Origin of the sequence: Rathayibacter rubneri, from assembly GCF_023743255.1 — a bacterium.
GTDB classification, from domain to species: domain Bacteria; phylum Actinomycetota; class Actinomycetes; order Actinomycetales; family Microbacteriaceae; genus Rathayibacter; species Rathayibacter rubneri.
Window position 1 is genome coordinate 129,643 of sequence record NZ_JAMRYM010000003.1, and the last position, 23,479, is coordinate 153,121.

The window sequence follows — 23,479 nt, forward strand, 5'->3', positions numbered from 1 at the left end:
CGGCAGCGACGTCTCAGCGGGCAGCGCCAGCGGGAACGGTCTCGTACCCGCCTACCGGGCGTCGTACGGAGCCGTGAGGGTCCGATCCGCTTCACCGGGGCGCGTGATGACGACGGTCGCTGCTCCCGCGGGAACCGTCTTCTTCTTCGTGGGGATGGTCACGCTCTCGGTGGCGCCCGGAGCGATGCTCTCGATCGTCGTCGTTCCGTGGGCCGTCCGGACGACGGCACTCACGGCCGCACTCTCCGGGTTGGTGACGGCGACCACGAGGACGACCTTCTTCTTGACGATCTCCGTGTGCGCGGCCGCCGAGACCATCGGGGCTGCGGGCTTCGCGGTGACGGTCACCGTCGGAAGGGTGACCGAGATCCCGTCGACGGTCGCGGTGACGGTCGCCTCCCCGGGTTCGGCAGCGGCAGTGAGTGGTGCGTGCTCAGCGCGTCCGGAGGCATCGGTGGTGCTTGTCGACGTCGTTCCTCCGTCGGTGAAGCGTGCCGCGCCGTCGACGGTGAAGAGGACGTCGCGGCCTGCTGCGGGCGAGCCGTCGGCGCGATGTGCTTCGATCCCTCGAGCGGCGATCGCGGTGCCCGCCTCGACGGTCTGGGGCGACCCCGTACTGATGGCCGAGGTCGCCAGTGCAGGGTCGGGGAGGGGCGCGATCGCGCCGAACAACCGGATCTCGGCGATGTTGATCCAGGTGTTGTTGGCGATCCTCAGATACCGGAACGGAGCCGGGTCGGCGTTGGTCAGCGCCAGCTCCTGCCAGGCAAGCGTTCCCTTGGCCGAGGTGGTGATCGTCGTCCAGGAGGTGAGGTCGGTCGAGGCCTCGAGGTGCAGGCTCGAGGCCCGGCTGGTGCCGTTGGAGTCCTGGCGCACGAGCAGCTCGACGCGTTCCAGGTCGAAGTTCTCGTCCTCTCCCGCGTCCATCACGAGGTAGTAGGCACCGCCCACCGCGCCGATGTCCGAGAAGGTGCTCGCCACCGAGTCGGTCATGCGCTGCAGGTGCACGGTCTTCGCCGTCTCGGCCGTGCCGGTGAGGCCGATCGTGGTGACCCGCGAGGGGAGATCCGAGATCAGACGGTCACCGGTGCTGACGGTGACCGTCGATCCGTCCGTGGTGGTGGTCGATGGTCGACCTGCCGCTCCCCCGGCGGTGGTGTACTCGACCCGCGACGCGACCCTCGATCCCAGTGCGGCCGTGGCGGGGACGACCGCGGATGCACTCCACGCCGTTCCGGATCCGGTGACAGCGGCAGGGACTCCCGCGAGGGTGACGCGGACGCCGGCGAGGGGCTCGGTACCGGTGATCGCCAGAGTGACGGTGTCTCCGGCAACGGCGAGCTTGGGAACGCTGTTGCTGCTCGTGAGCGTCGAGGTGGCGATGAACGACGCCGGTGGCGCGACATGGGTGCCGAACAGTCGTAGTTCCGCGATGTTGATCCAGTCGCCGTTCGCGATCTTGAGGTAGCGGAACGCGGAGGTGCTGCTCACCGCGAGCGTCTGCCAGTCGAGAGTGGCGGTCGCGTTCCCCGTCAGCGTCGTCCACGTGGTGAGGTCGTTCGATCCTTCGAGGTGGAGGCGTCCCGCGCGGCTGGTGCCCCAGGAGTCCTGGCGGACCTGCAGCTCGACTCGCGAGAGTGCGATCGAGCCGCCCTCGCGAGTGTCGAGGATCGCGGCGAACGCGCCGTTGTCCTGCCCGATGTCGGAGAAGGTCGAGCGGTCGCCGTCGAACGTCTTCGCGATCTGGGAAGCGCGACTCGGGTCGAGCTCGCCGGCGGAGTTGATCGTGTCGACGATGCCCGGAAGCCCGCGGATCATCGTGGTCTCGTTCGAGAGGAACAGTGTGGAGCCGTCGGACGTCACGACGAGCGGATCGGCCGAGGTCCCGTCGGCGAGACGGTATCCGATGCTGAACGCGACCGGTCGCCCGGACGTGACATCAGCAGGCAGGACTGCTGTCGCGGTCCAGGAGCGCGGGCCGCCCGAGATCGTCGCCGCGGCCCCTTCGATCGTTCCTCGGACGTCCGTCACGTCCTGGGACGTGGTGAACGAGAGCGTGACGGTGTCACCGTTCGCCGCCCGCCCCTTCGACGAGTTCGAGGACGTGATCGTCGCGGAGGAGACCGCGGAGGCGGCTTCGACCCGTTCGCCGTCGATCCGGAACTCGCCCACGCTGAGGATGCCCGAGAAGTTCGAGTCCTGGAGCTTGAGGAAGCGGAAGGACGAGTCCCGGTGCTCCTGGGCGACAGCGAGGGTCTCGTTCGCGTTCGTGTTCGTCGTCGAGGCAGGGGTCAGCTTCGTCCAGGTGACGTTGTCGTTCGATCCGTAGACAGCGGTACCTGCCAGTCGGCTCCCCCACAGGTAGCGGGCCTGGAGGCTGAACGCATCGGCTCGGACGCGGTAGGCGGTTCCGAAGTCGAGCGTCATCGAGTCGACCGAGAGGTCCCCGGAGAAGGTCTCGGCGTCGAAGTCGAGCAGGTTGCCCAGCTTCGCGGACCCGATGGACGAGGTGGCGATGTCGACGTAGTCGAGAGAGCCGTCGGAGGCGCGCGGGGAGAGCAGGGCGAGAGCGGCCGTCGCTTCCTGGAGTTCGAGCAGCGCAGCGTCGAACGCACTGCTGCTGCCGGAGGCCACGAGAGCGTCGGCGGCGGCGAGGGCGCTGTCGTAGGCCGTTCGAGTCGTCGAGGTGTACACCGCCTGCTCGTCGAACGCTGCTCGTGCACGGGCGATCGCGGCGGGCCGATCGGCGACGACCTCGATCGTCACCGCGAGGGCGGCTCCGGTGGTTCCGTCGTCCGCCTGCACGACGAGGCGGGACGTGCCTGGAGCGTTCGGAGTCAAGGTCAAGGCTCCGGTCGAGCCGTTCAGCACGGCGCCGCTGGGCAGGTCGTGGCCGGTGTAGGCGAGGGAGCCTCCCGGATCCTTCGCGGACAGGTCGGCGCTCAGCGCCTGCCCCTGCACTCCGATCACCGTGGTCGACGCACCGCGGTCGAAGACCGGCGGAGTCAGGGTGTCGCCGGCCTGGACGTCGACCTTGTCCAGGTCAATGGCGCAGTCGGCGTCGCTGCTCGTGCAGCTGCTCGTGAAGGCGTAGTACGCGAGGTGGTTGTCGCCCATCTCGGGAAGCGGGACGACGGACTGATTCATGTCGTAACTGATCCAGCGCCACTGTCCCTCCGTGTCGGGGATCGTGACCGTCTGGTACGGGTCGACGTCGGGGAGCCTGCTGACTTCGAGAGTGGCCGGCTCGGTGGTTCGCACGCGGACACCGACGGGGCTGAAGGAGATCCGGGGGCCGTAGACGAGCGAGCGGACGGCGACGACCGTCCCGTCCTCACCGGGCATCACTCGGAGGACTGCTCCGGAATCGACGGCAGTCGCGTCACCCGAGATGACCGATCCCTTCTGCTCAAAGGTGACGGGCGACCCGTTCTGAGGGGCGATCACATCGGCCGAGGCGGCGTCGGGAAGCGCGAGCCAGTACTCGGCGCCGGGCATGCTGCCACCCCAGAAGGTGCGCCGGCCGTCGGTGTCGCCGCTGACCGCGGTTCCGATCTCGAGGCTGGGGAAGTTGTAGAACATCGCAGGGTCCTGCTGCTCGTGCTGCTGGGCGACGTACGGAGCGATGGTCGCGACATCGACGCCGAGCTCGCGCGCGTAAATGTTGTAGAGCTCGCTGAGCGAATCGGACCAGCGACCGCGGTACCACTGCGAGAGCTTCGCCGGCCCACCGGTGATGTCCACGAAGGGGACGTCGTAACCCATCATGAAGCCCACGAACTGGTTCACTCCGCGCAGGAGCCGGTAGTCCTTAAAGGCGTACGGAGAGACGGCGTCGGCCGCAGTCGAGGCGGTTCCGTCCTCCGGGTCGACCTTCGTGCCCTGAGAGTCCACGACGCGGGCGAGCGCGGTGAGGATGTTCACATCGCCGCCGCCGTGCGCCTGGTCTCGTGCCATCTCCTGGTGCTGCACGAAGGAGTAGCCGTAGGTGTTGTAGGGCGCATCGGCTGGGATCTCGCGGAAGATGCCGGTCAGTGCTCCGTTGATCGCCGGGTCAGGGGCGGTCGAGTTGACGGTGAACCACTCGACGCTCTCGTCGTAGCGGGCCCTGTCATCGCGGAAGATGTAGCCAGCCATCGCACCCAGCAGCGGGATGCTGAACTGGTTCATGTAGTAGCTGTTGTCGTGCAGGATCGACTCCGTCATCGGGACGATGAAGTTGTCGCTCAGCTTCGCCTGGTCCTGAGCGCTCCACTCGAGCGGGTACGACGACGCGCCCTGCGTGAAGGTGGACGAGCGGATCAGCTCTGCCGCGGCGACGAGCTTGTAGAAGACGATGCCGGTCTTAATGTACGAGTCCGGGTAGCGGACGTAGCCGGAAGGGTTCATGTTCTCCCACACCCGAAGGATCCGCAGCGCATTCTCCCGATAGACCGCATCTCCGGTGAAGTAGTAGAGGACGGCCTGGGTGTAAGCGCCCTCCGCATCCGTCCAGAGGCGGCTCGAGTCGGACGCGTCGTCGTAGCGGGCGTCAGCCGGAGTGGTGTCCGAGGACCCGAGATTCGCTGAGCGCAGCGTCCGAGACGCGAAACTCGAGGAGAGCATTGCCGAGTAGTAATCGGTCCAGGGCGCCTGACCGGCGAGGAGCTTCGCCCGCGTGCTCTCCAGCTCCGGTGCGGTCACGCCAATCGCAGGGTGCTTGAGGCCGGTCGGTCCGGTCGACGTGACAAGGCTGATCGCGGTCGAGATGGACGGAGCCTCAGCGGCCGCGGCTACCGGTGCAGTGCCGACTAGCCCTGCTAGAAGAGCGGCGAGAAGAACGAACACGGACGGAACCCGCAGGATTCGTCGGCGGCTGAGGGTTTTCATGCAGATCCTCCGTTGGATTGTGCGCGCACCTTCGCAGCGCCGGTTAAGGAAAGCGCTCTCCGTCTACCGTTGTCAAGGGCGCTCGTTGCCTCCACTGCGCTACGTTTTTCTGGAGCGCACTCTCCACAGGGCCTTTTGTAGGACAGAAGACTGCCCATCGTGGCTCAGCTGGTCAGTGGAAGCGTGAAGCGTCAAGCCTTCGGAGGGAGGACTGTGTCGACACCGACCTGGCTCTCTTTGTCACGGTGACCTCACAAAATCTTCGGCCGAATATCGGTCGTCACTTCTGCAGATCTGGCGAAAACATGCCCCTTGGTGGCTCGACGTAGGGAAGCCTCTCTCCGGTCCGGTTCTCGTCGGTCGAAGTCGCGAACGGTCCTGTATGGGAGAGCAGGACTCTCATGTGCGGGTCGAGGTGATTGATCCAGTAGGCGCTGAGGTCGGCAGGGCTCGTGCGAACCTCCTCCCACATCCGCCAGAGCGCTTCGATGCGGGTCAGCGCCTCCACGCTGCCCCACCACTCGGCTGCCCACCGCTCTCCGCCGTTCTGGCCCTTGGCCGTCACGCGGCGTCGGTAGGAGGGCAGGAGGAACTTCCGCACCCACTCGTCGGCCGAGCCGAAGTACGTCGGTGGCACCTCGTCCGCCGCGGCCTGCGCCGACTCCGGTTGCACGTCGACAACTTGAGCGGGTGCCGAGAGCGGATCCGGCTCGACGTCGAACACGTCCTCGTCGCTCATCACGCGCTCCGGTTCTCCGAGCCCTGCTCCACGTCGAGCTCCGCCGCTGGCTGCGCCTCGAGCGGAGGCATCACCGTCACGACGGGCGACACCGGCGCGGCGTTCGCCGGTCCGCTGCTCGCGTCGTGCGCGGCGATGGAGGCGTTGATCGCGGCGACCTGCTCCTTGGGGCCGTTGTACCAGGGCACGGTGTCGACGAGGGCGGCGCGGGCGCCGGAGGAGAGCATGATCGCGCGGCCGCGGCCCATGCTGGTGAGGTCGGCGACTTCGAGGATCTTCTCTCGCCGCAGTGCTGAGGTGGTGGAGCGGACGCCCTTGTTGTAGCTGGCGGAGGTGGTCTCCTTGTCGTAGGTGCCGATCAGCTCGGAGAGGGTGCGCAGGAACTCGTCTTCCGCGACTCCGCCGGCGTACAGCTTCACGTTCGCCGCGGACCACAGCTTGAGCATGCCCTCCTTGCCGAACACGCCGACGCCCTGCGACCAGGACTGGAACACGGCCATGATCGGGATCCCGCGCGAGCCGTAGTGCGAGTACAGGTCGGGGAGGTCCTTCCACCGGCAGACGTTCGCTGCCTCATCGAGAACGGCCACGAGCGGCGTCGCGAGGCGCCCGCCGCGCGAGCGCGCGGCGTGCTCCTCCGCGGCCTCGATCGTCGCGGCGGTCAGGGCGGTGACGAGGGGGCCGGCGGTGCCGGCGCCCTCCTTCGACAGCGAGTACAGCGTCTGGGTCGACGTGACGAACGTCTCCGGGGCGAACTGCGGGCGGGTGTCGTTCGGGCGGGCGTTCACCCAGTCGGCGGTCGCGGCGCTCTTCAAGCACACGGCCATGCCCTGCGCGGTCGAGTAGATCCCGTCGCGGGCTTTGTCGGCGGTGTTCATGATGCCGCGGACCGCTCGCGCGTTGGTCGGGTAGCCGTTGTCGTGCAGGAGCTCGACGGGTGTCTCGTCCTCGACGGAGGTCAGCCAGAGCAGCACGTCGCTGATCGGCCGGTTGCCGGCCGCGGCCGCGAGCAGCAGGTCGGACAGCAGCTCTTGGCCCTTGCCGTCGAAGTAGGCGTCTGTCTTCGCGTTCATCGCCCGGGTACCGGAGGCGAAGTGCGTCGCGAGCTTCGCGGCTTTCGTGTCGTCGGTGACGTAGGAGAGGGGGTTCCACCACCAGGTCGCGTCCTCGAACGCGACGCGCTGCGGGTCGAACACCCACACACGGCCCTTGGCGGCGCGGACGTCCCTGGTTGCGTCGAGCACGTCGCGCTTGTTCGACGTCGTGACCACGGCGCCGGGGGCGGCCATGATCGCGGGGATGACGAGGGAGGTCGACTTGCCCACGCGGGGGCCGGCGATCAGCAGCATCATGTCCTCGAACGAGGCGTAGAGCATCTGCTTCCCCAGGTGCAGCCGGCCCACCGGGACGCCGGGGTTCTCAGCGACGCCGAGGCGGGCGGACTTCTTGAGCGCCTGCTTGCGCATCATCGGCGCCAGATCGCGCGGCGTCGCCATGTATCGGGCGGCGTGGTCGACGCTCGAGCGGTTCTTCCGTCCGAGCGAGCGCATCCACACGAGCCAGAGGCCGACGAGGACGATGACCGCGACGGCGGCCGCGGCGATCATCGTCGCGGACGTCGACCACACCACTCGGCCGCGGAACAGGCCCGAAATGATTTCGAACGGATCCGAGGGCAGGCCCTCGTTCACACCGTCGAGCTTGGAACCGACCGCGACGGCCACCCAGACGATGCCGATAGCAGCGATCGCCGCGAGGGCGGCGCCGAGCATCAGGGCGTCGTTGCCCGTCTTGCCTGGCTCGCGGCGGCGGTTGTTGGCGGTGGCGCTCATGCGGAATCCTCCGTGTAGATCGGGCCGGCCCATCGCGGCGTGCGGTCGTCGGCGGATGCTTGCTTTGAGGTCCCCCAGGAGAGGACCGCGAGGCCCCGCTCTGCGAACGAGCGGGGCAGGTCGGTCGTGTGGAACCGGTGATCGCCTGGTGCCGCCCGTTGGCAGGCCCAGAGGTAGCCCTCGAACGCGAGCGTCGACGGGCAGCTCACGCGATCACTCGATCCCACTGGTCCCAGGCGACGAAGCTCGCCAGGAGCGCGACGCCGGCCCAGCAGACGGTGAGGAGGAACCGGTCGCGGTCCGCGGTCCGCTGACGGGCGCGGATCGCGCTGACGATCGCGGCGCCGGCGGCGCCGGCTGCGACGCAGCTCGCGCCGAGCGCGACGAGGACGCTCACGGCAGGATCTCGACGTTCACGGGATCGGTGGGCAGCGGTTCCGCTGCGCGGCCGGCGCGGGAGGTCGCGTGCCAGAGCTTGTTGGTGTCGTTGACCTCCTTCTCCGCCGCGGTCAGCTCGACGCGCACCGGGATCCCGGGGCGTCCGCCGACCTTGATCAGGAAGCGGCCGCGGCCGGGAGGCTCGGACTCGTGCCCGGACACGGGGTCCCAGGCGGGCGGGTCCTGCCAGGAGGTGAGCATCCCCTGCTCCGCGATCGACATCGGCACCGCCGACGTCAGCAGCGGCATCTCCGCGCCGGGGAGGCCACCGCAGATGACCATGCCGGAGCGCTCCACGAAGCCCTTCGCCTTCATCTGGTCCTCCTGGGAGGCCAGAGCGAGGAGGTCCGACATCGTGTGGCTGATCATCGCGAGGCCCACGCCGCGGGCGCGGTTCAGGCGGGTGAGGGCGTCGACGCGATCGACCATGCCCTTGCCCGCGCGCAGCGCCCGCCACAGCTCGTCCAGGATCACGAAGTAGTGCCGCTGCGGTTCGAGCTCCGCGTCCGCGAGGGCGGCCGCGACGTTGACGGTCCCGAATCCGGCGGACCAGCAGGCGAGGAGGATCGCGGCCTGGAGGTCGCCTTCAGAGTCATCGATCGAGGACACGTCGTAGACGACGGGCCGGTCCCGGCGCATCGGCGTGGTCGTCTGCTTCGAGAACACCTCGCCCAGGCGTCCACCGGTGGTGAGGCCGATGAGGGAGGCTTCGAGGTTCTCGGTGACGTCCTTGTACTTCTCGATGTCGCCGCGGTCCAAGGCGACCTGACGAATCTCGTCCGGCGCCTCCTGGATCACGCGCAGCAGGTCCGCGAGGACCGGCACTCCCTGGTGGTGCTCGTCCAAGTACTTCAGTGCCCGGTCGATGATCGTCTCTTCGCGGTCGCTCGGCGGCTGGGAGCGGAGGATCGTCAGGAGCGCTGCGACCATCGTGTGCCGGCGGCCGTGAGCGTCCGCGAGGACCTGGTGCGCGAGGCGCTGCACCTTCGCGGCGTGCGTGCGCAGCCGGCCGACCTCCGCGATCATCGCCGCGGTGTCGTCGGAGACGCCGAGCGCGTCGACCTGGTGCGCGAGCTCGCCGGCTCGCTCGAGCGAGCGGTCGGCCTCGTCACGGAGGCGCTGCGCCGCCTCGGACGCCTCGCCGGGATCGAGGATGTTCAGGTACCCGCGGCCACGGCCGAGAGGGATGACCTGCCCGTCGAGGGCTTCGATCAGATCCACGTAGTCCGGCTTGAGGTCGCCCAGCACGAGGGGGATCGTGCCGTACCCGGCGAGGCCGGCGGCCATGCGGCGGGTCAGCGAGGACTTCCCCAGGCCGGGCTTGCCGAGCACGAACATCGACGGGTTGCTGATGAGGTTCGCGCGCTGGAACCAGCTGATCGGGTCGCAGCAGACGGAGGCGCCGGTGGAGAGGTTCTTCCCCAGCGGCACCCCGATCATCGGCGTACCCGTCCCGACCGAGAACGGGTAGAGCCCGCACACCTGCACGGTCGTGCCGCGGAACTCATCGGCGGCCGTGACGTTGACGGCCTCGCCGCCTCCGCGGCCGAGCCACCCGCGGGTCGTCGGCCGCAGAGGACGGCGCAACGCGGTCCCCTGGGCCTTCTTCTTCCCGCCGTGCGGGATCTCGACCTTCTTCCCCTCCCGGCGCCTGGTGCGCGGGCGGGTGCGCTCACGAGCCAGTGTCGGCCGCTGCGCGACCGCCATCACCGGACCCTCGCTCTGTGCTCGAGCAGCTCGCCGCGAGGGCGCCGTAGTGGCGGCCGCGGGCTGCGCGGACGAGGAGACAGCGCCGGAGGGAAGACCGTCGACGGGCAGGTCCTCCCCCGTGGTCTCTCCGTGCGCGGCGGTGACTGCACCGTCCGGCAGGACGTCCTCGCCGGGCTCGAGCTCGTTGTCGCTGTTCGAGGAGCACAGGCGGGTGATCAGGCTCACAGGGACTCCCTCACTTCGGTGGGCAGGCGCAGGTGGCGCGGGAGCACGAGCCCCAGCGGCAGGCCGGCGGCGAACACGGTGTCCTGCGATCCGAACGCCGGCCGTACCCGCAGCCGCGCCGCGGCGGTCAGCGAGTCGATCGCCGCGCGGGCGTCGGCCTCATGCACGGGATCGGTGGTGGTCGCGGTGACGATCAGGCCGAAGTTGAGCAGGCCGGCGCCGGCCGCCTCTTCCGCCGCGGTCGCCTGGGCGGAGCGGGTGGAGAGGGTTGAGCGGGCGGTGGGCTTGGTGGACGCGGAGCTGTTGAACTGCGCCGCGTTCAGGTCCGCCTCCACGATCGCCGCGGCGCGGGCCGGGTCGATGGGGCGGTAGAGGAGGGTGACGCGCTTGCGGGCGACGTCGCGGTGCGGAGCGAGCAGGCGGGCGAGGATCCCGGACTGCACGACTCCGCGCGGTGGGGAGGTCATCGTCCACGACGTCGACACGGCGCCGTCGTGCCGGTACGAGTCCCACCGGGACTCCGCGGCCGCGGGGCCGACGTCGGTCCAGGACAGCTCCGGAACGTCGCCGGAGGCGCGGGCCTCATCGATCAGGACGGCGGCGGCGGGGTCGTAGGCGACCCGGATCACCTCGCACAGCTCCTGAGCGCCGAGCGGCCGCGCAGCGCCCGCACCGGTCGCGGCGAGGCTCGTCGTCAGGCCAGGCAGGCGGGCAGCGAGGTCGGCGGCGACCTCCTTCGCGTTGCGGCGCTTCCCGCCGATGCGAGAGAGCGAGGAGAACGTGATCGCGACGTAGGCGCGGATCGTGGCCGACCCGACCGGGTAGCTGCTCACGACCTCCGAGAGCATCGCTCGAGCGAACTCCGGTGCGTCGGGGTCCATCGACCCCTCGACTTCCGACCGCAGCCGCGTGCCTGTGTCGGGGGCAGTCTCGACGGTGACGGAGGCTGCTTCGATGCCGGGCTCGTCTCCGAGGTTGGAGAGCCAGATGCCGTACTCCGCGACCTGGTTGTTGACCTGTTCCTGATCCACCAGCGCGGCGCCGTCCGGCTCCGTGGCGATTACGACGGTGTAGTGCTTGGTCGAGGGGACGTGCACGAGAGCGAACCGGCGCCCGTGCGAGTCCTCGTGCTCGGAGAGCTGCGACGCCGCAGCAAGTCCCGGGAGCTGGAACGTGCCCCACTTCGCCCGGCCCGCGGGGCCGGAACGGTAGATGTTCGCTCCCTTGGCCTTCGTGCGCATCCAGTTCACGCGATTCACCGTCCTTCCGAGGGCGCTCTGCCCGTGCTTGTCCTTCACCGACACCGTCAGCAAGATCCCGCCGAAGATCGCGGCGACGATCAGCGCGGCCCCAAGTCCCGAGAACATCGACGCGATGATCGAGGAGAGGATGCCGAGAAACAGCACCCCGGTGGCGAGCTGCCCGAGGCCGCCGAGTCCCGCAGTCTGCGGGCGGCGCCAGTTGCCGTAGGTCCGCGGCGCCTCAGCGCTGCGGGTGGGAGTCGTGGTGGTCATCAGTTCCCGCTCCCGTTGCCGCCGGTGGCGTCCTCTGTCGCGGCCTTGACCGCTCCCGTTGCTTGCTTCGCTCCCTCAGCGGCCTTGCTCGCCGCCATGACGCCGATTCCGATAGGACCGCCAGCCGCGGCCGCGGCAGCTCCGCCGCCTGCTGCAGCGACACCTGCCGATGTCGCTGCGCCACCGGCCGATCCGCCGACTGCAGCTCCCCCGCCGGCGGCGGAACTCGCGCCGCCAGGAGCGGAAGCCGAAGCGGGCGATCCCGTACTGCCCGCGGAGGCGTTGCTTCCGGTCGGCGCCGAACCGAATCCGCCGCTACCGCCTGGAGCTCCCCCACCTCCCCCGCTGTCGCCACCGGCGCGGGAGCGGATCGCACCGGTGGCGATATCGCCAGCGCCGCTTACCGCGGCGGCGCCGAGGAGCAGGCCTGCCCCTCCCCCGCTGCCGCCGACAGAGGAGACCGCGGGGACGAGGAATCGCATCAGCGCGGGCAGAGCCACGAGCGCGATGAGCATCAGCGCGAGACCGGTGACGATCTGGAACAGCCCCGTCCCGTCCGACTTGAATAGGTCGGTCCCGGTCATCCGGAACGCGATCGCGTAGACGATCGCCGCAGCGGGCTTATAGAGGATGAATGCGAGAGTCCAAGCCATCGTCTTCTTGAACCACTGCTGCCCGATCTCGGTGTTCGTCGCAGCCGCGGCGATCGGGAAGATCCCCGCGAGGACGACGAGCATCGCGCCGCGGAAGATCATCAGCGCGACCTGGATATAGGTCATCAGGACCGCGAGGATCCCGAGGAGGAACAGGCCGATGAGTCCGATGCCCGAGGTGGCGGTCAGCGAGATCATCGCGAAGACGTTCGTGCCGAAGCAGTTGCTCTCGCCGTTGGTGACGTCACAGTCGGTGGAACGGTTGAGGATCCAGACGGAGAACTCATCACCCGCCTGAGTGGCAAGGCGGATCACGACGAGCCCGGCTCCGGCCACAGCGATCAGCGTCAGCACGGACCGGGCGAGGGTGCGCAGCTCGGCCGCGCGCTGAGTCCAGATCATGCGGCCTGCGGCGACGAGGATCGAGAGGATCGCGAGACCGCCGGCGTACCACTCGAGCTGCCCTTGCACCCAGCCGACCACGCTCGAGGACTCGTTCAAATGCATTGCCAGCGGCAGGAACCCGGTCACGAGAGCGGAGGCGGAGGACAGGATAATCACGGCCAGGAGGATGACGCCGATGCGTCCGAGGTGCGCTTCGCCATCTCCGTAGCGGCGTCGAGCGGACATCATCACGCCGGCAACGATCAGAGACATGACCGCGAGACCGGCGGTGACCCACGTCACGTAGCCGAGGATCGTCTCGAACGCCTCCGGCACCGGCGGCGCTCCACCGCCGTTAACGCCGCCTCCCCGGTCGACCACAGTCACCGGGGAGGGAACATTCACCCAAAGCGTGCCGAGCGACACGATCGCTTTGCCGTAGCCCTCCAAGATGTTGTTCACGAACTGCTGCAGCGCATCGTTCGATGCCTGCGAGACGACGTTGCCGATGCCTTCTGATGACCAGCAGACGACGTCCCATGGCTTGCAGGCTTCGCCTGCGGGTGGGGTCACTGTCATTCGGTACCTGTCCAAGGGATATAGCCGCCGAGGTTCTGCAACGCCGACGGGCGGAAGGGCGGCTGACCGTCATCGGTCAGGACCGACTTCCAGTCGCCGTCGACCCACTGCACGGGAGCGGGGAAGCTGAGGAGCTGATTGGCGTTGGAGCGGAAAGCGATGTCGATCGTGGCTTCGTCAGCGGTGTACGAGCTCACGCGGAAGCCGACGATCTGCACGCTGCCGCCGGTATTGCTCTGTGGAATGTCCGCGGCGATCGCCGCATCACGCCCCGCTCCGGGTGCGGTCTGGCGATCGAGCACAGGGTCCGCAAGGCGTCCGTCCGTGCCCATCGCCCAGAGGTTTGCGACGGAGAAGAGTGCGCCTTCAACGGTGTGGGCGTAGCAGCTGCGCAGGCCGTCGTCCTCGATCACGCCGGGGCCGGCGGTGTCCGAGGAGGGGGCGGCCATCGTGCCGACGATGGTCCACTCGGTGACGGGTGCGGCGGTGAGAGTGCCGCTTTCGTCGTAGCCGGGTAGTTCGCAGACGCTCGCGGCGTCTGCCTGAATCTCGGTTGTGGCGGAAGCGGTAGGTGTCGCGGAGGCGACGGGAGTGTTCTGCCCGTCGCCTCCGCCCAGAGACGTGACGGCGACCAGGATCCCGGCCAGTACGAGGATCCCGACGATGATCGTTCCGAAGATTAAACCTCGCCTGGTGAACGGGTTGCGCTGCTCCGTGTCGCTCATGACGTCATGCCTTTCGTTGGTGGTGCGGTCTATGTCCTTCGGACGCTACGCACCCATCAGGAAGCCGACGATTGGGAACGCGGCGGACACGACGATCACGCCGACGAGGAGGCGGCCGAGCCAGCCGCCGATCTCTCCGCCCTCGCCGCGGCGGGCGGAGACGGTCATAGTGACGCCGAGGACGATCAGGCCGACGACGGCGACGCCGAGACCGACCCACTTGGCCCAGCCCATGGTGGTGGTGAAGGCCTCGAACCCGGGAGGCATGCCTCCAGGGCCTGGGTCGGGGACGACGGCGCCGAGGCTGCCGGCGGCGGTGATCAGCTCGGTGGTGAGAGCGAGTGCGGACATGAAGTGCTCCGTTTCGTGTGGTGGTGGTGCGGGGTGTTCGGTTCCGCCTGGTGGGGCTCCGAAGTTGTCCGGTTATCCGGTGGTGAGGGGTCCGTCGGCATAGGCGACGTCGAAGTGCAGGTGGTTCGGGGTGTCCGTGAACTGGGTGATGTGCTCGTAGCTGGTCGAGCGGCACTGGATCTGTCCGGCGCGCGAGCCCGTCGGGACCTGGGGGTCGAGGACGCTGAGGAGCTTGAGCGCGTTCGGATCGCAGCCAGTCGTTGCGGTGTCGTCGAAGGAGAAGAAGTCGACCGCGTTCCCGCCACCGTTCATCCAGTGCGAGGAGCCGGTGCCGGCGCCGAGGAGCGAACCGGTGCACTGGCGGTTGAGGTCCGAGACGCCGACCGAGGGGAACGTGTTCAGAGCGATAGTGATCACCTGGAGGATCCGCACGTCGATGCCGCAGTTCTCTTTGGCGGTCCCCGCGGCCATGTCGCGGATCTGCTGCGCGTAGCGGTCCTCGAGCAGGCGCAGCCGCCCCTCCTCAATCGCCGTGACGAGCCCGGCCGCGAGGGCCTGCGCGTCACCGGAGACGGCCACGCATCCACCGACCGGCGCGGGAGTCGCGGGCGCGGTGCCGGTGGGCGTCGACGGGACGCCGACTGCGGCGGTGGTCGCCGTGAATGCGGTCGTGCTCCTGCCGAGGCCGTTGAGGTAGATCATGATCGCCACGGCGTCGGACCGGTACTTCGTGTAGTGGTTCGGATCGGCGTTGCGCTGCACCTTGTTGATCGCGATCGAGGGCTCCATCGACTGCCAGCCTTCGACCTGCATGAGGCGGTCATAGAAGAAGCCAGCCGAGGCCGTGGGATCCATGCGCTGCTCGAAGGTGCCCCAGCTCGACTGCTGCTGGAACAGACCGATCGAGTCAGCGACCGAGCCGTCCGGGTTGATCGCACCGTCCCCGTAGTTGATGTTCACGAGCGAGGACTCCCCGATCGCCGTCTGCACGCCGAGGATCTGTCCATCGGCGCCGAGGCCCTTCGCGGCTCCCGCGTTCACGATCAGCGCGGCGTTGACGAGCTGGTCGTGCCCGTAGGCGCCGACCTTCGCGTCCGCGAGGATCGCGGACACGTTCACCGGTCCTCCCCCAGGCAGGCATGCCGCGTTGGCGTCTCCGGCGGCGCCGAAGAACAACAGCCACAGCAGCAGTGCGATCGCGAGAAGCGGTGCCAGGACCGCCGCGAGAACCCCCATTCCCTCCTTCGCCACCGGGCTACTCCGACGCCAAGGGGGTGATCTGCTCGACAGCCCAATGACCTGTCTCGACGGTGCGGTGGACGTACACGGAGTACTCCCCCGCATCCGTGGGAACCACGATCCGCATCGTGAAGGCGCCGTCCCCGTCCCGGACCGACGCAGCGCCCGTCAGGGTCGTGCAGGGCACGTTCGCCGGGTCGACTGTCTCGTAGGCCACTGCGGCCTGCTGGCTCAGGAACGGGTACAGCTCGCTGATCCAGGTGTCGTAATTCAGGGTCGGCCGGCAGAACGCGGTCACCGCGTCGGTCGCGAGGCTGGTGGTAGAAGTCTCCGCAGAGGCGTCTTGGGTGATTTCCGCATCGCTCGGCACCGCCTCAGTAGGAGCGGCGCTCGGCGTCGTTGTTGTCGGCGGCGCAGGAGTCGATGCCGCAGAAACCGCCTGCGATGAGCTGATGTCGGCCGGTGCGGCTTCCGTGCTCGCCGTGCAGGCCGCGAGTCCGCAGAGCGACAGTGCTACTGCGCCTGCGATCGGCGTCAGCCTTGTTCCGGTCACGCTGTTTCCCCTCGTCGTGACGAGGTTGGCTCGCCACCACGAGCCTAATCACTTTTCGAGTTAGTCACCACGCTAGATGTGGTGGCAACCAAGCTGCGTGTTAGGGTGTACAGAACGCTGCGAGGGTTTTGTTTCTTAGTGCGCCATCATTGGTGCATGCCCGACTCCTCGCCCATGCCGATACCTGACGGGGTGAAAGTGGCGATACGTGTCATTGGGGACGAGATCAACCACCGCATCCTGTGGTTTCTGCTTCACCTCGATCAGCCCGAGCGCGGCTCCTACTTCGGCCCCATCCGCAAGCAGGTGCCGGAGAAAACGGCCGAGACCGTGCGCCGTCACCTTGTGCAGCTCGAAGACGCGGGAGCGGTCATCGTTGACACCCCCGTCGCTGATCGGCCGGGCCGAACCGTGCTCTATCGGGCGGATAAGGCGTTCATCAAGGCGCTGTTCGCCCAGAGTGAGGCCAACATGTTCTCGGATGCGCCCCGGCCCGAAGTCGGCCTCTAGGCGCACAGCTCCTCAGGGAAAAGGTCGGCGCACGCGGCGGTCCAGGTTGCGTGCAGCTCGGCACGATTGACCTCATAGGTGTGTGCGCGCCCCGAGTTCTCGTGAATGTCCACCAGGCCCAGCTCCTTGAAGACCCGCAGCGGCGGCCGGATCGAGGTCGGCGGAAGCGCCGTCACCTCAGCGAGCTCATCGCACGTCGCCGGGCCGTGAGTGACCAGCGCGCGGATCACCAGCCAGCGACGCTCGTGGAAGACGGCCAATGTTCTGCGTATGTCGAATGCGGCTGGTTCGCTGCCGCCGATTGCTTGAGCTCCTGAGTTGTTCCCCGTACTCACAGAAGCACATTACCCCGACAAATAGAGCCGTGCTATGCATCCAGTCGTGGCGCTGACCTCGATCGTCGGACTGAGGGGGTCGATCAACCTCGATTGGCTCGACTGGACTGGGCGCAATCGGTCACGGTGCCGATCTTGGTCGTCCATTCGGCGGCGATCGCAAGATCCCGCTCGCCCCCGTCGCCTAGCATCCCGACACGGCGACGCTTTCAGGGATCGGCAGGAGCTGATCACGCCTGGAAGTACAACGTCGACGCCGAGCGCTCTACGTCGAGCGTCGCCTCCTGGCTCCGAGGGTGGGTTGACGCCGCGGCCGAGGGCTCGTGCTCGTCGCCCTACCGACGCGGTAGGGTCGTGACCACGTAAAATGTGGTTGTAAATCAGTGGTAGCCGCTAGATCGAGGGGACGGAAGATGAGCGATCTCCTCACGGAAGTCCCAATACGCCGCCGCGCCTACGTGCTAGCACGTGACATCTCTGCGTCGCTGCGGGTGGTAACACGGCGATTGAGCTCTCGTGCTGCAATGTGCCGGGACGCGCACGGATGCATGGACGAAAGCCCCTGCCCGGCCGCGTTCCCCGTCTCCCCCGTCGCGCCGAGCGCGCCACGGGTGACCGACCTGACAGCTGCCATCAGATGGTTCCGGCTGCTGTCCTTCGATCACCTAGTCGACGGGCAGGACCTCGAATCGACCTTCGAACGGCTGGTACAGCGCGTCGACTTGGCGACACACCGTCGTCCTAACGTTTCCGTTAACGGAATCGCAGGATGATTTTGCCCATGGCTAGACCGAGCAAGGGACAGCGAGTCCCCATCATGGCGAAACCCGCGGTGCCTCTTGCAGAGGTCATCAAGGCCAACGCGACAGCCGCTGGGCTGAGTTACGGCGAGTACATCACCGCCCTCGCGGCGGAGTCCCTCGGTATGCCGGAGTACGCGCCGCGTCCCCGCCGAAACCACGACAACGAACTGCCCATCCCGCAGGAGGCGCGCACGACAGCCGCTTAAACGAAGGAGGCCCGCCGAAGCGGGCCTCACCAAGTTTCGTAGCCCGCTCCCCCATTGCTGCCAGGCTCCCGGGGTTCGAGCTAATCAAGTCACCACCCTCACGGGAGGCTTCTCTATGCCCGAAAGATTACACGACGGGCTGGGAGATTCAATGATGGATCTCTCGGCGCGCCCTAACGGTTCGCCGACGTTCAACGGTGATGCGTGGTCGCTGACCCGTCGGTTGAGCCCACGCGACACCGTGCGGACGATGCGCCGCGACGCTTACGGGCGCCTGGACGAGAACGCGTACCCCACGGCGTTCCGGGTCTCGCCCGTCGCTCCGAGCACCCCTTGGGCGATCTACCTCGCGGACGACGCCGGCGTCTTCCGGCTGCTTTGCTTCGACTTCGACGGCAAGGACTCGCACGGGGTCGACCCTGACCTGATGGAGCAGGCCGCCGATGACTGCGACGCGCTCTCCGTCGTGCTCGACGCCCATCAGGTTGCTCACGTGGTGTGCGAGTCCTCCGGAACTGGAGGGCGCCACCTATGGGTCGGAGTCCGTGGCGGTGCTGCCGCGGCCGAAGTCGACCGGTTGGCGATCGCTGCCAAGGCGAACTTCAGCACGCTGGATCACGGCATGCTGCACAACCCGCGCACGGGTGCTGCACGCCCTCCGCAGTCTCCTCACCGCGATGGCAGCGTGTCGAGGATCCTCCGCGGCCGCGTCGAGGATCTGCTGGATCCCATTGTGTTGCCGGCCTCGCTGGTTGCGGTCGCGGCCGCTCTGGAAGCGACGCCTTCCGGCCGCCGCTACTTTGCCCCGACTCAGGGCGCCGTTGTTTCTCAGCACCGCACTCATCGTGCACTGAGCGCTGCAGGCGCCGCTCACATGGCCACGGCCGATGGTGGCGCCAACCCCTCGTGGACCGCGTTCATGTGCCTGCTCTCGGCCGCGCACGCGGGCTGGACGATGACTGATGTCGAGCATGCCGCCCAGACCGCTCCCGGCATGGAGCACTACCGCACGAAAAACACCGGTCGCGGGAGCCGCCGCCCTCGAGCGCGTCACGAGGCCGCCGATCGACTTGGCCGCCAGTGGGAGAAAGCGCTTCAGTTCGCGGCCTTGCATGCCGTGCTGCCCTCCCCGCGTGAGCCTCGCGATCTGACGGAGCTCGAGGGGATCGTCGCCGCCGTCAGCAACCTTCTCGAACGGTTCCGCGCGCACCCGGGCCGATGGGGTCGCACCGAGCGCGCGACCTCCGAGCGGACAATCCTCACCGCCCTGGCCTACCTCACCCTCCACACCGGAAAGCGCACCGTCGCTGCCTCCGTCCGAGATCTCGCACTGCTCTCCGGCCTCGGCCGCACCACAGCCGCCAGCGCCCTCCGGACCCTCCGCGAGGACGGCTACGTCCAGCTCGTCGCCCGTGCCGATGGCAGCAACGCGAGCGAATGGCGCTTGACCGGCACCTTTTCCACAACCCCGAGCACAGTCCGGACACAACCATTTAATAACCCCCGCCCCCCCGGCCAGGTTTTCTCTGAACGCGCGGTCTTCCTTGACCTGCTTGAGAAGGACCTCACCGATGCACGCCACGACCTCTTCACCCGCTCAGGTCTTGGACACCTCGCGGGGAAGGTCTACGCGCTGCTGGGACGCGAAGCATCTGTCACGGTCGACAGCACCGCCCGCATGCTCGGAGTGACGGCCCGCACAGCCGCCACAAGCCTTTCTCGCTTGCGCAGCCACCGGCTCATCGTCAAGCACATCGATGGGTGGAGACGATCCCTTCGCGACCTGCGCACCACCGCAGCCCGAGTCCTCGGCGTCGACGGTCTGCTCGAGGACCGCGCCTACCGCTACGGCATCGAACGCGAAGTCTGGGCGTGGTGGCAAGCCGAACTCGCCTACCGCTCCTCCGCACCAAGGGAACGCCCTCGACGCCCACACGTCACGAGCCGCCCTCTTTTCGAGGATTCCTCCTCTGGGGAACGTGTGTGGCCTCTCTACCCCCGCGACGCCGCCGGCCGCGGCGATCACCGAGAAGCCCTTCACTGGGGACGCACCGGCATGCTCGCCCCCGGCTCCCTCTGGTGGTCCTCCGTCGCCGCCTAACCGCGGAGCCGACAAAGCTCGATCGGCCTCGACGCGCCCGACCACTCCCCCGCCGTCCCGCAGAACCACTCAGCACGGAGGGATTGTCAGACCCCCCGACCTACACTCAACCAATATCGAACACATGTTCGAATAGTGCGGAGGTGGCTGGATGAGCGTGGCGATCGTGGAGCGAATCTCGATCCCCTCACTGGACACCGTGACGCTTGCATTCCTCGTCGCCGGCGAAGCAGTCGCGGCCGGGTTCCCCTCCCCCGCGCAGGACTACTTCGACGGCTCCCTCGACCTCAACGACCACTTGATCCGCGACAAGACCTCGACATTCATCGTCCGCGTCTCCGGGGAAAGCATGATCGGCGCCGGAATCAGCGACGGCGACGAACTCGTCGTCGACCGCTCCCTCACCCCCAAGCACGGCAACGTCGTCGTCGCGATCCTCGACGGCGAGCTGACCGTCAAACGCCTCGAGCTCTCCCCCAGCGGCGTGACCCTGCGCGCCGAGAACCCCGAATACCCGCCGATCCACGTCCAGGAGCTCAGCGACCTCCAAGTGTGGGGCGTTGTCACCGTCTGCCTGCACCACCTGCATCGTGCGCTCTGAGCGGCGCATCGGCTTGGTCGACGTGAACTCGTTCTACGTCTCCTGCGAGCGGCTCTTCGACCCCAAGCTGCAGCGCCGGCCCGTCGTCGTCCTCTCCAACAACGACGGCTGCGTGGTCGCCCGCTCCGACGAGGCCAAACAGCTCGGCATCGAGAACGGCACCCCCTGGTTCAAGATCGAACCCCTCATCCGCTCCGGCCGCCTCCCAGAAGTCATCGCCCGCTCCAGCAACTACGAGCTCTACGGCGAGCTCTCCGCCCGCGTCATGGAACTCCTCGGCCGCTACTCCGCCTGGCAAGAGGTTTACTCCATCGACGAATCCTTCCTCGGCATCGACGGCAACGTTGCCGAGCGAGCCAAAATCGGCCGCGCCATGCGCGCCGCCGTCGCCCGAAACGTAGGCCTGCCCGTCTGCGTCGGCTTCGGACCCAGCAAGACCCTCGCGAAGTTCGTCAACAAGGGCGGCGCCAAGAAGCACCCCGCGCTCGGCGGCGTCTGCGACACCGACTGGTACACCCCCGAGCAGCTCGACACGCTCATGGCCTCCCAGCACGTCACCGAACTGTGGGGCGTCGCCGGCCGCACCGGGAAGCGACTCGCGGAACTGAACATCCACAGCATCCGCGACCTCCGCGACGCGGACCCCGCCCTTATCCGGAAGAAGTTCTCCGTCGTCCTGCAGCGCTCCGTCTACGAGCTGCGCGGCATCGACTGCATCCCCCTGGAAGCTGCCCGCACCGTCCGCGACCAGCTGATCTTCTCCCGCTCCTTCGCCACCCCCGTGACGACGATCGCAGACATGGAGCAGGTGCTCTCCGTCTACGCGCAACGCGCCGCGCACCGCCTCCGTGCGCAGGAGTCGGTGACGAAGACGATGAGCGTGTTCGCGTCGACGTCGCCGTTCGCGGACACGCCCTACGAGTCCGCAGGCGGCCTCGCCGGCTTCCCTGTCCCTACCGACGACCCGGTAGCGATCGTCAAGGCCGCCATCGGCACGCTGCGGCCGCGTTTGCGCGAGAGAGCGCGGTACGTCCGGGCCGGCGTCATCCTCACCAACCTCTCCCCCAAGAACTCCCACGCCTTCCTCGACGTCTTCGATACCGCCTTCGACACCAAGGGCCTCGGCGCCACCATCGACGCCGTGACCAAGCGCCACGGCCGCTCCGCCGTCGGCCTCGGACTCGCCGGGATCCGCAAGGGACCCGTCTTGACGATGAAACGCGGCGCACTCTCCCCGCGCTCCACGACCCACTGGGGCGAACTGGCGACGGCATTCGCGCACTGACCGCAGCTGCAGGCATGCGGAGACGTCAGTCCGATTGCGGTAAGAGTTCCGAACTCCGGAAGGTTCAGAACTACGGAGTCTGTAAGTGTTTAGCTCGTCGGAGGACATTGATCTGTAGGTACCAGAGTCACGAACTTCGTAGGTCGCATCGCTCGACGGGGGGCAATGCGACGCAGAAGACCGACGAGGGCACCTCTACAGAGTTACAGACTTCGGGGTTCTGTAGATCGTAGACGTAGACGACGGGCGAAGCTGCTGGCAATGGCAGCGGAGGACTTCCGGCGCACCACCTGGCCCTGGTGAAACGAGCCGAACTCAAGCGCTAGAAGGGATCTGCGCCGCAGGCATCCGTCGATGCGCCAGTCCTGCTCGGAGGACGACCAGGTGCGGCTTGGGTCGTCGAGGGCAACGGTCAACCACACTTTGGAATGTGTAGAACTACGGAGTCCGTAAGTCTGTAGCTCGCCGGACGACAGGGTCTGTAAGTACCAGAGTCACGAACTCCGTGGGTCACATTGCAAGACGGGGGCGCAGTGCGACAAAGAAGACCGACGAGGGCATATATACAGAGTTACAGACTTCGGAGTTCTGTAGATCGTAGACGTAGACGACGGGCCGAAGCTGCTGGCAATGGCAGCGGAGGACTTCCGGCGCACCACCTGGCTCTGGTGGAACGAGCCGAACTCGAGCGCTAGAAGAGATCTGCGCCGTAGGCATCCGTCGATGCGCCAGCCCTGCTCGGAGGACGACCAGGTGCGGCTTGGGTCGTCGAGGGCAACGGCCAACCACACTTCGTAAGTGACAGACTTCCGATGTTTGTGAGCTTCAACCGAACTTTGGTAGTCTGTAACTACGGAAGTGATCGGAGCATCTATGCGCATCGTGTCCCTGGCAAATCAGAAGGGCGGGGTCGGGAAGACGACGAGTTTGATGAACCTTGCGGCTGTCGCCGCCAAGAATGCGCGAGTGCTCGTGGTCGACGTCGACCCCCAACAGTCGACGACCATGTGGGCGGCTCGGGCGGGGGAGCGGCTGCCCTTCGACTTCGCGGAGAACACCGACCCCAGCACGCTCGTACGGCTGCGGGAGCTGCCGTATGACGTGGTCTTCGTGGATACGCCAGGGAACCTGACTGATACGGCAATCCTCGGTGCCGTTCTCGACGTCTCCGACTTCGCGATCGTGCCGATGGTTCCAGAAGCGCTTGCTGTCGGTCCGACGCGCAACACGATCAGCAAGCTCATCGAGCCGCGAGACATTCCGTATCGAGTCTTGCTCGGCAAGGTGGACATGCGTGTACCGAACCTCCTCGAAGACTGGGTCAATCTCGTAGACGTAAGCCTCAAGCTCCCTCGCTTCAAGCAGCACATACGACAGTACAAATCGATCAGCGATTCACCGCTCACCGGAGACGTTGTGACGCAGTACCCAGACACCAGACAAACCGCCAACGCGATTTACGACTACAACGCGGTCGCCCTGGAGCTAACCTCCATCTGGGCGCACTCGACCCCGAGGAGCTCCTAATGGCCCGTCAGGACCTCAGCGCGATGCTGTCCACGCCAGCTCAGGCGAATTTGTCTCCTACCCCGCCCGTGGCACCACCAGAGGCGGTGGAGCCCGCCCCGGCGTTCAAGACAAGTCGGACGGGGGACGCCGCTCCGGCAGCTCGGCGGGATCCAGTGGAGGAAGTTGGCTACCGATCCTTCGCCAGGAAGGAGGCGAGAGTTCGAGACGATCAGTACACCGCACTGACTGCGCACGCGCGTCGACTCACGCGAACCAGGCCTGCCGGGACCGAGCGAATCACGGAGAACACCCTCATCC

The 23,479-nt window shown here is 67.4% G+C and carries 18 protein-coding genes; 6 read left to right on the top strand and 12 right to left on the bottom strand.

From position 1 onward, the window contains the following. Positions 1–51: 51 nt before the first annotated feature. The 11 genes from NB037_RS02390 to NB037_RS02440 all read right to left on the bottom strand — a co-directional run bounded on the left by NB037_RS02390 (position 52) and on the right by NB037_RS02440 (position 15,811). Positions 52–4,683: an alginate lyase family protein gene (locus NB037_RS02390; protein WP_251943304.1), complete on the bottom strand. Its 4,632-nt coding sequence runs from the start codon at positions 4,681–4,683 to the stop codon at positions 52–54. Positions 4,684–5,149: 466 nt separating this feature from the next. Then, on the bottom strand, positions 5,150–5,608 hold the full coding sequence (locus NB037_RS02395; protein WP_251943307.1) for a DUF4913 domain-containing protein: 459 nt from the start codon (positions 5,606–5,608) through the stop codon (positions 5,150–5,152). Then, positions 5,608–7,440, bottom strand: a complete 1,833-nt coding sequence (locus tag NB037_RS02400; RefSeq protein WP_251943309.1) for a type IV secretory system conjugative DNA transfer family protein — start codon at positions 7,438–7,440, stop codon at positions 5,608–5,610. Before NB037_RS02400 ends, NB037_RS02395 begins: the two co-directional genes overlap by 1 nt. 205 nt (positions 7,441–7,645) lie before the next feature. Next, positions 7,646–7,837, bottom strand: coding sequence for a hypothetical protein (locus tag NB037_RS02405; RefSeq protein WP_251943311.1), 192 nt, complete (start codon positions 7,835–7,837; stop codon positions 7,646–7,648). Continuing rightward, positions 7,834–9,585 (bottom strand): putative type IV secretion/conjugal transfer ATPase, encoded by a 1,752-nt coding sequence (locus NB037_RS02410; protein ID WP_372490676.1) that lies wholly within the window; start codon positions 9,583–9,585, stop codon positions 7,834–7,836. Before NB037_RS02410 ends, NB037_RS02405 begins: the two co-directional genes overlap by 4 nt. 224 nt (positions 9,586–9,809) lie before the next feature. Then, a complete protein-coding gene (locus tag NB037_RS02415) occupies positions 9,810–11,327 on the bottom strand; it encodes an SCO6880 family protein (protein WP_251943314.1) in 1,518 nt (505 codons plus the stop codon). Next, on the bottom strand, positions 11,327–12,937 hold the full coding sequence (locus tag NB037_RS02420) for a TrbL/VirB6 family protein (RefSeq protein ID WP_251943316.1): 1,611 nt from the start codon (positions 12,935–12,937) through the stop codon (positions 11,327–11,329). Before NB037_RS02420 ends, NB037_RS02415 begins: the two co-directional genes overlap by 1 nt. A 2-nt stretch (positions 12,938–12,939) precedes the next feature. Beyond that, positions 12,940–13,668: a DUF8175 domain-containg protein gene (locus tag NB037_RS02425; protein WP_251943317.1), complete on the bottom strand. Its 729-nt coding sequence runs from the start codon at positions 13,666–13,668 to the stop codon at positions 12,940–12,942. Positions 13,669–13,713: 45 nt separating this feature from the next. Beyond that, the gene (locus NB037_RS02430; RefSeq protein WP_251943319.1) at positions 13,714–14,019 is read right to left on the bottom strand and encodes a hypothetical protein; all 306 of its coding nucleotides are present in this window, start codon (positions 14,017–14,019) and stop codon (positions 13,714–13,716) included. A 72-nt stretch (positions 14,020–14,091) separates the two neighbouring features. Beyond that, positions 14,092–15,255 (bottom strand): hypothetical protein, encoded by a 1,164-nt coding sequence (locus NB037_RS02435; protein WP_251943320.1) that lies wholly within the window; start codon positions 15,253–15,255, stop codon positions 14,092–14,094. Positions 15,256–15,274: 19 nt separating this feature from the next. Continuing rightward, complete coding sequence (locus tag NB037_RS02440) at positions 15,275–15,811, bottom strand: hypothetical protein (protein WP_251943322.1); 537 nt, start codon at positions 15,809–15,811, stop codon at positions 15,275–15,277. A gap of 156 nt (positions 15,812–15,967) precedes the next feature. Between NB037_RS02440 and NB037_RS02445 the strand changes: the two genes are divergently transcribed. Further along, positions 15,968–16,321: a helix-turn-helix transcriptional regulator gene (locus tag NB037_RS02445; RefSeq protein WP_251943324.1), complete on the top strand. Its 354-nt coding sequence runs from the start codon at positions 15,968–15,970 to the stop codon at positions 16,319–16,321. On the opposite strand, the gene NB037_RS02450 is transcribed toward NB037_RS02445, so the two are convergent. Continuing rightward, positions 16,318–16,581, bottom strand: coding sequence for a helix-turn-helix domain-containing protein (locus NB037_RS02450; protein ID WP_251943326.1), 264 nt, complete (start codon positions 16,579–16,581; stop codon positions 16,318–16,320). The genes NB037_RS02445 and NB037_RS02450 overlap by 4 nt on opposite strands. A gap of 488 nt (positions 16,582–17,069) precedes the next feature. Between NB037_RS02450 and NB037_RS02455 the strand changes: the two genes are divergently transcribed. The 5 genes from NB037_RS02455 to NB037_RS02475 all read left to right on the top strand — a co-directional run bounded on the left by NB037_RS02455 (position 17,070) and on the right by NB037_RS02475 (position 23,179). Further along, on the top strand, positions 17,070–17,429 hold the full coding sequence (locus NB037_RS02455) for a hypothetical protein (RefSeq protein ID WP_251943328.1): 360 nt from the start codon (positions 17,070–17,072) through the stop codon (positions 17,427–17,429). A gap of 387 nt (positions 17,430–17,816) precedes the next feature. Further along, positions 17,817–19,766, top strand: coding sequence for a hypothetical protein (locus tag NB037_RS02460; protein ID WP_251943330.1), 1,950 nt, complete (start codon positions 17,817–17,819; stop codon positions 19,764–19,766). Positions 19,767–19,917: 151 nt separating this feature from the next. Beyond that, complete coding sequence (locus tag NB037_RS02465; protein WP_251943331.1) at positions 19,918–20,367, top strand: LexA family protein; 450 nt, start codon at positions 19,918–19,920, stop codon at positions 20,365–20,367. Continuing rightward, positions 20,357–21,652, top strand: coding sequence for a Y-family DNA polymerase (locus NB037_RS02470; RefSeq protein ID WP_251943333.1), 1,296 nt, complete (start codon positions 20,357–20,359; stop codon positions 21,650–21,652). Before NB037_RS02465 ends, NB037_RS02470 begins: the two co-directional genes overlap by 11 nt. A gap of 873 nt (positions 21,653–22,525) precedes the next feature. Next, positions 22,526–23,179 (top strand): ParA family protein, encoded by a 654-nt coding sequence (locus NB037_RS02475; protein ID WP_251943335.1) that lies wholly within the window; start codon positions 22,526–22,528, stop codon positions 23,177–23,179. Positions 23,180–23,479 lie beyond the last annotated feature (300 nt).

What these genes read in the sequence shown, in the direction of transcription:
- NB037_RS02395 (WP_251943307.1), bottom strand. Translation starts at nt 5,608, where the DNA reads ATGAGCGACGAGGACGTGTTCGACGTCGAGCCGGATCCGCTCTCGGCA.
- NB037_RS02430 (WP_251943319.1), bottom strand. Translation starts at nt 14,019, where the DNA reads ATGTCCGCACTCGCTCTCACCACCGAGCTGATCACCGCCGCCGGCAGC.
- NB037_RS02455 (WP_251943328.1), top strand. Translation starts at nt 17,070, where the DNA reads ATGAGCGATCTCCTCACGGAAGTCCCAATACGCCGCCGCGCCTACGTG.
- NB037_RS02400 (WP_251943309.1), bottom strand. Translation starts at nt 7,440, where the DNA reads ATGAGCGCCACCGCCAACAACCGCCGCCGCGAGCCAGGCAAGACGGGC.
- NB037_RS02445 (WP_251943324.1), top strand. Translation starts at nt 15,968, where the DNA reads ATGCCCGACTCCTCGCCCATGCCGATACCTGACGGGGTGAAAGTGGCG.
- NB037_RS02460 (WP_251943330.1), top strand. Translation starts at nt 17,817, where the DNA reads ATGATGGATCTCTCGGCGCGCCCTAACGGTTCGCCGACGTTCAACGGT.
- NB037_RS02425 (WP_251943317.1), bottom strand. Translation starts at nt 13,668, where the DNA reads ATGAGCGACACGGAGCAGCGCAACCCGTTCACCAGGCGAGGTTTAATC.
- NB037_RS02435 (WP_251943320.1), bottom strand. Translation starts at nt 15,255, where the DNA reads ATGGGGGTTCTCGCGGCGGTCCTGGCACCGCTTCTCGCGATCGCACTG.
- NB037_RS02410 (WP_372490676.1), bottom strand. Translation starts at nt 9,585, where the DNA reads ATGGCGGTCGCGCAGCGGCCGACACTGGCTCGTGAGCGCACCCGCCCG.
- NB037_RS02465 (WP_251943331.1), top strand. Translation starts at nt 19,918, where the DNA reads ATGAGCGTGGCGATCGTGGAGCGAATCTCGATCCCCTCACTGGACACC.
- NB037_RS02475 (WP_251943335.1), top strand. Translation starts at nt 22,526, where the DNA reads ATGCGCATCGTGTCCCTGGCAAATCAGAAGGGCGGGGTCGGGAAGACG.
- NB037_RS02415 (WP_251943314.1), bottom strand. Translation starts at nt 11,327, where the DNA reads ATGACCACCACGACTCCCACCCGCAGCGCTGAGGCGCCGCGGACCTAC.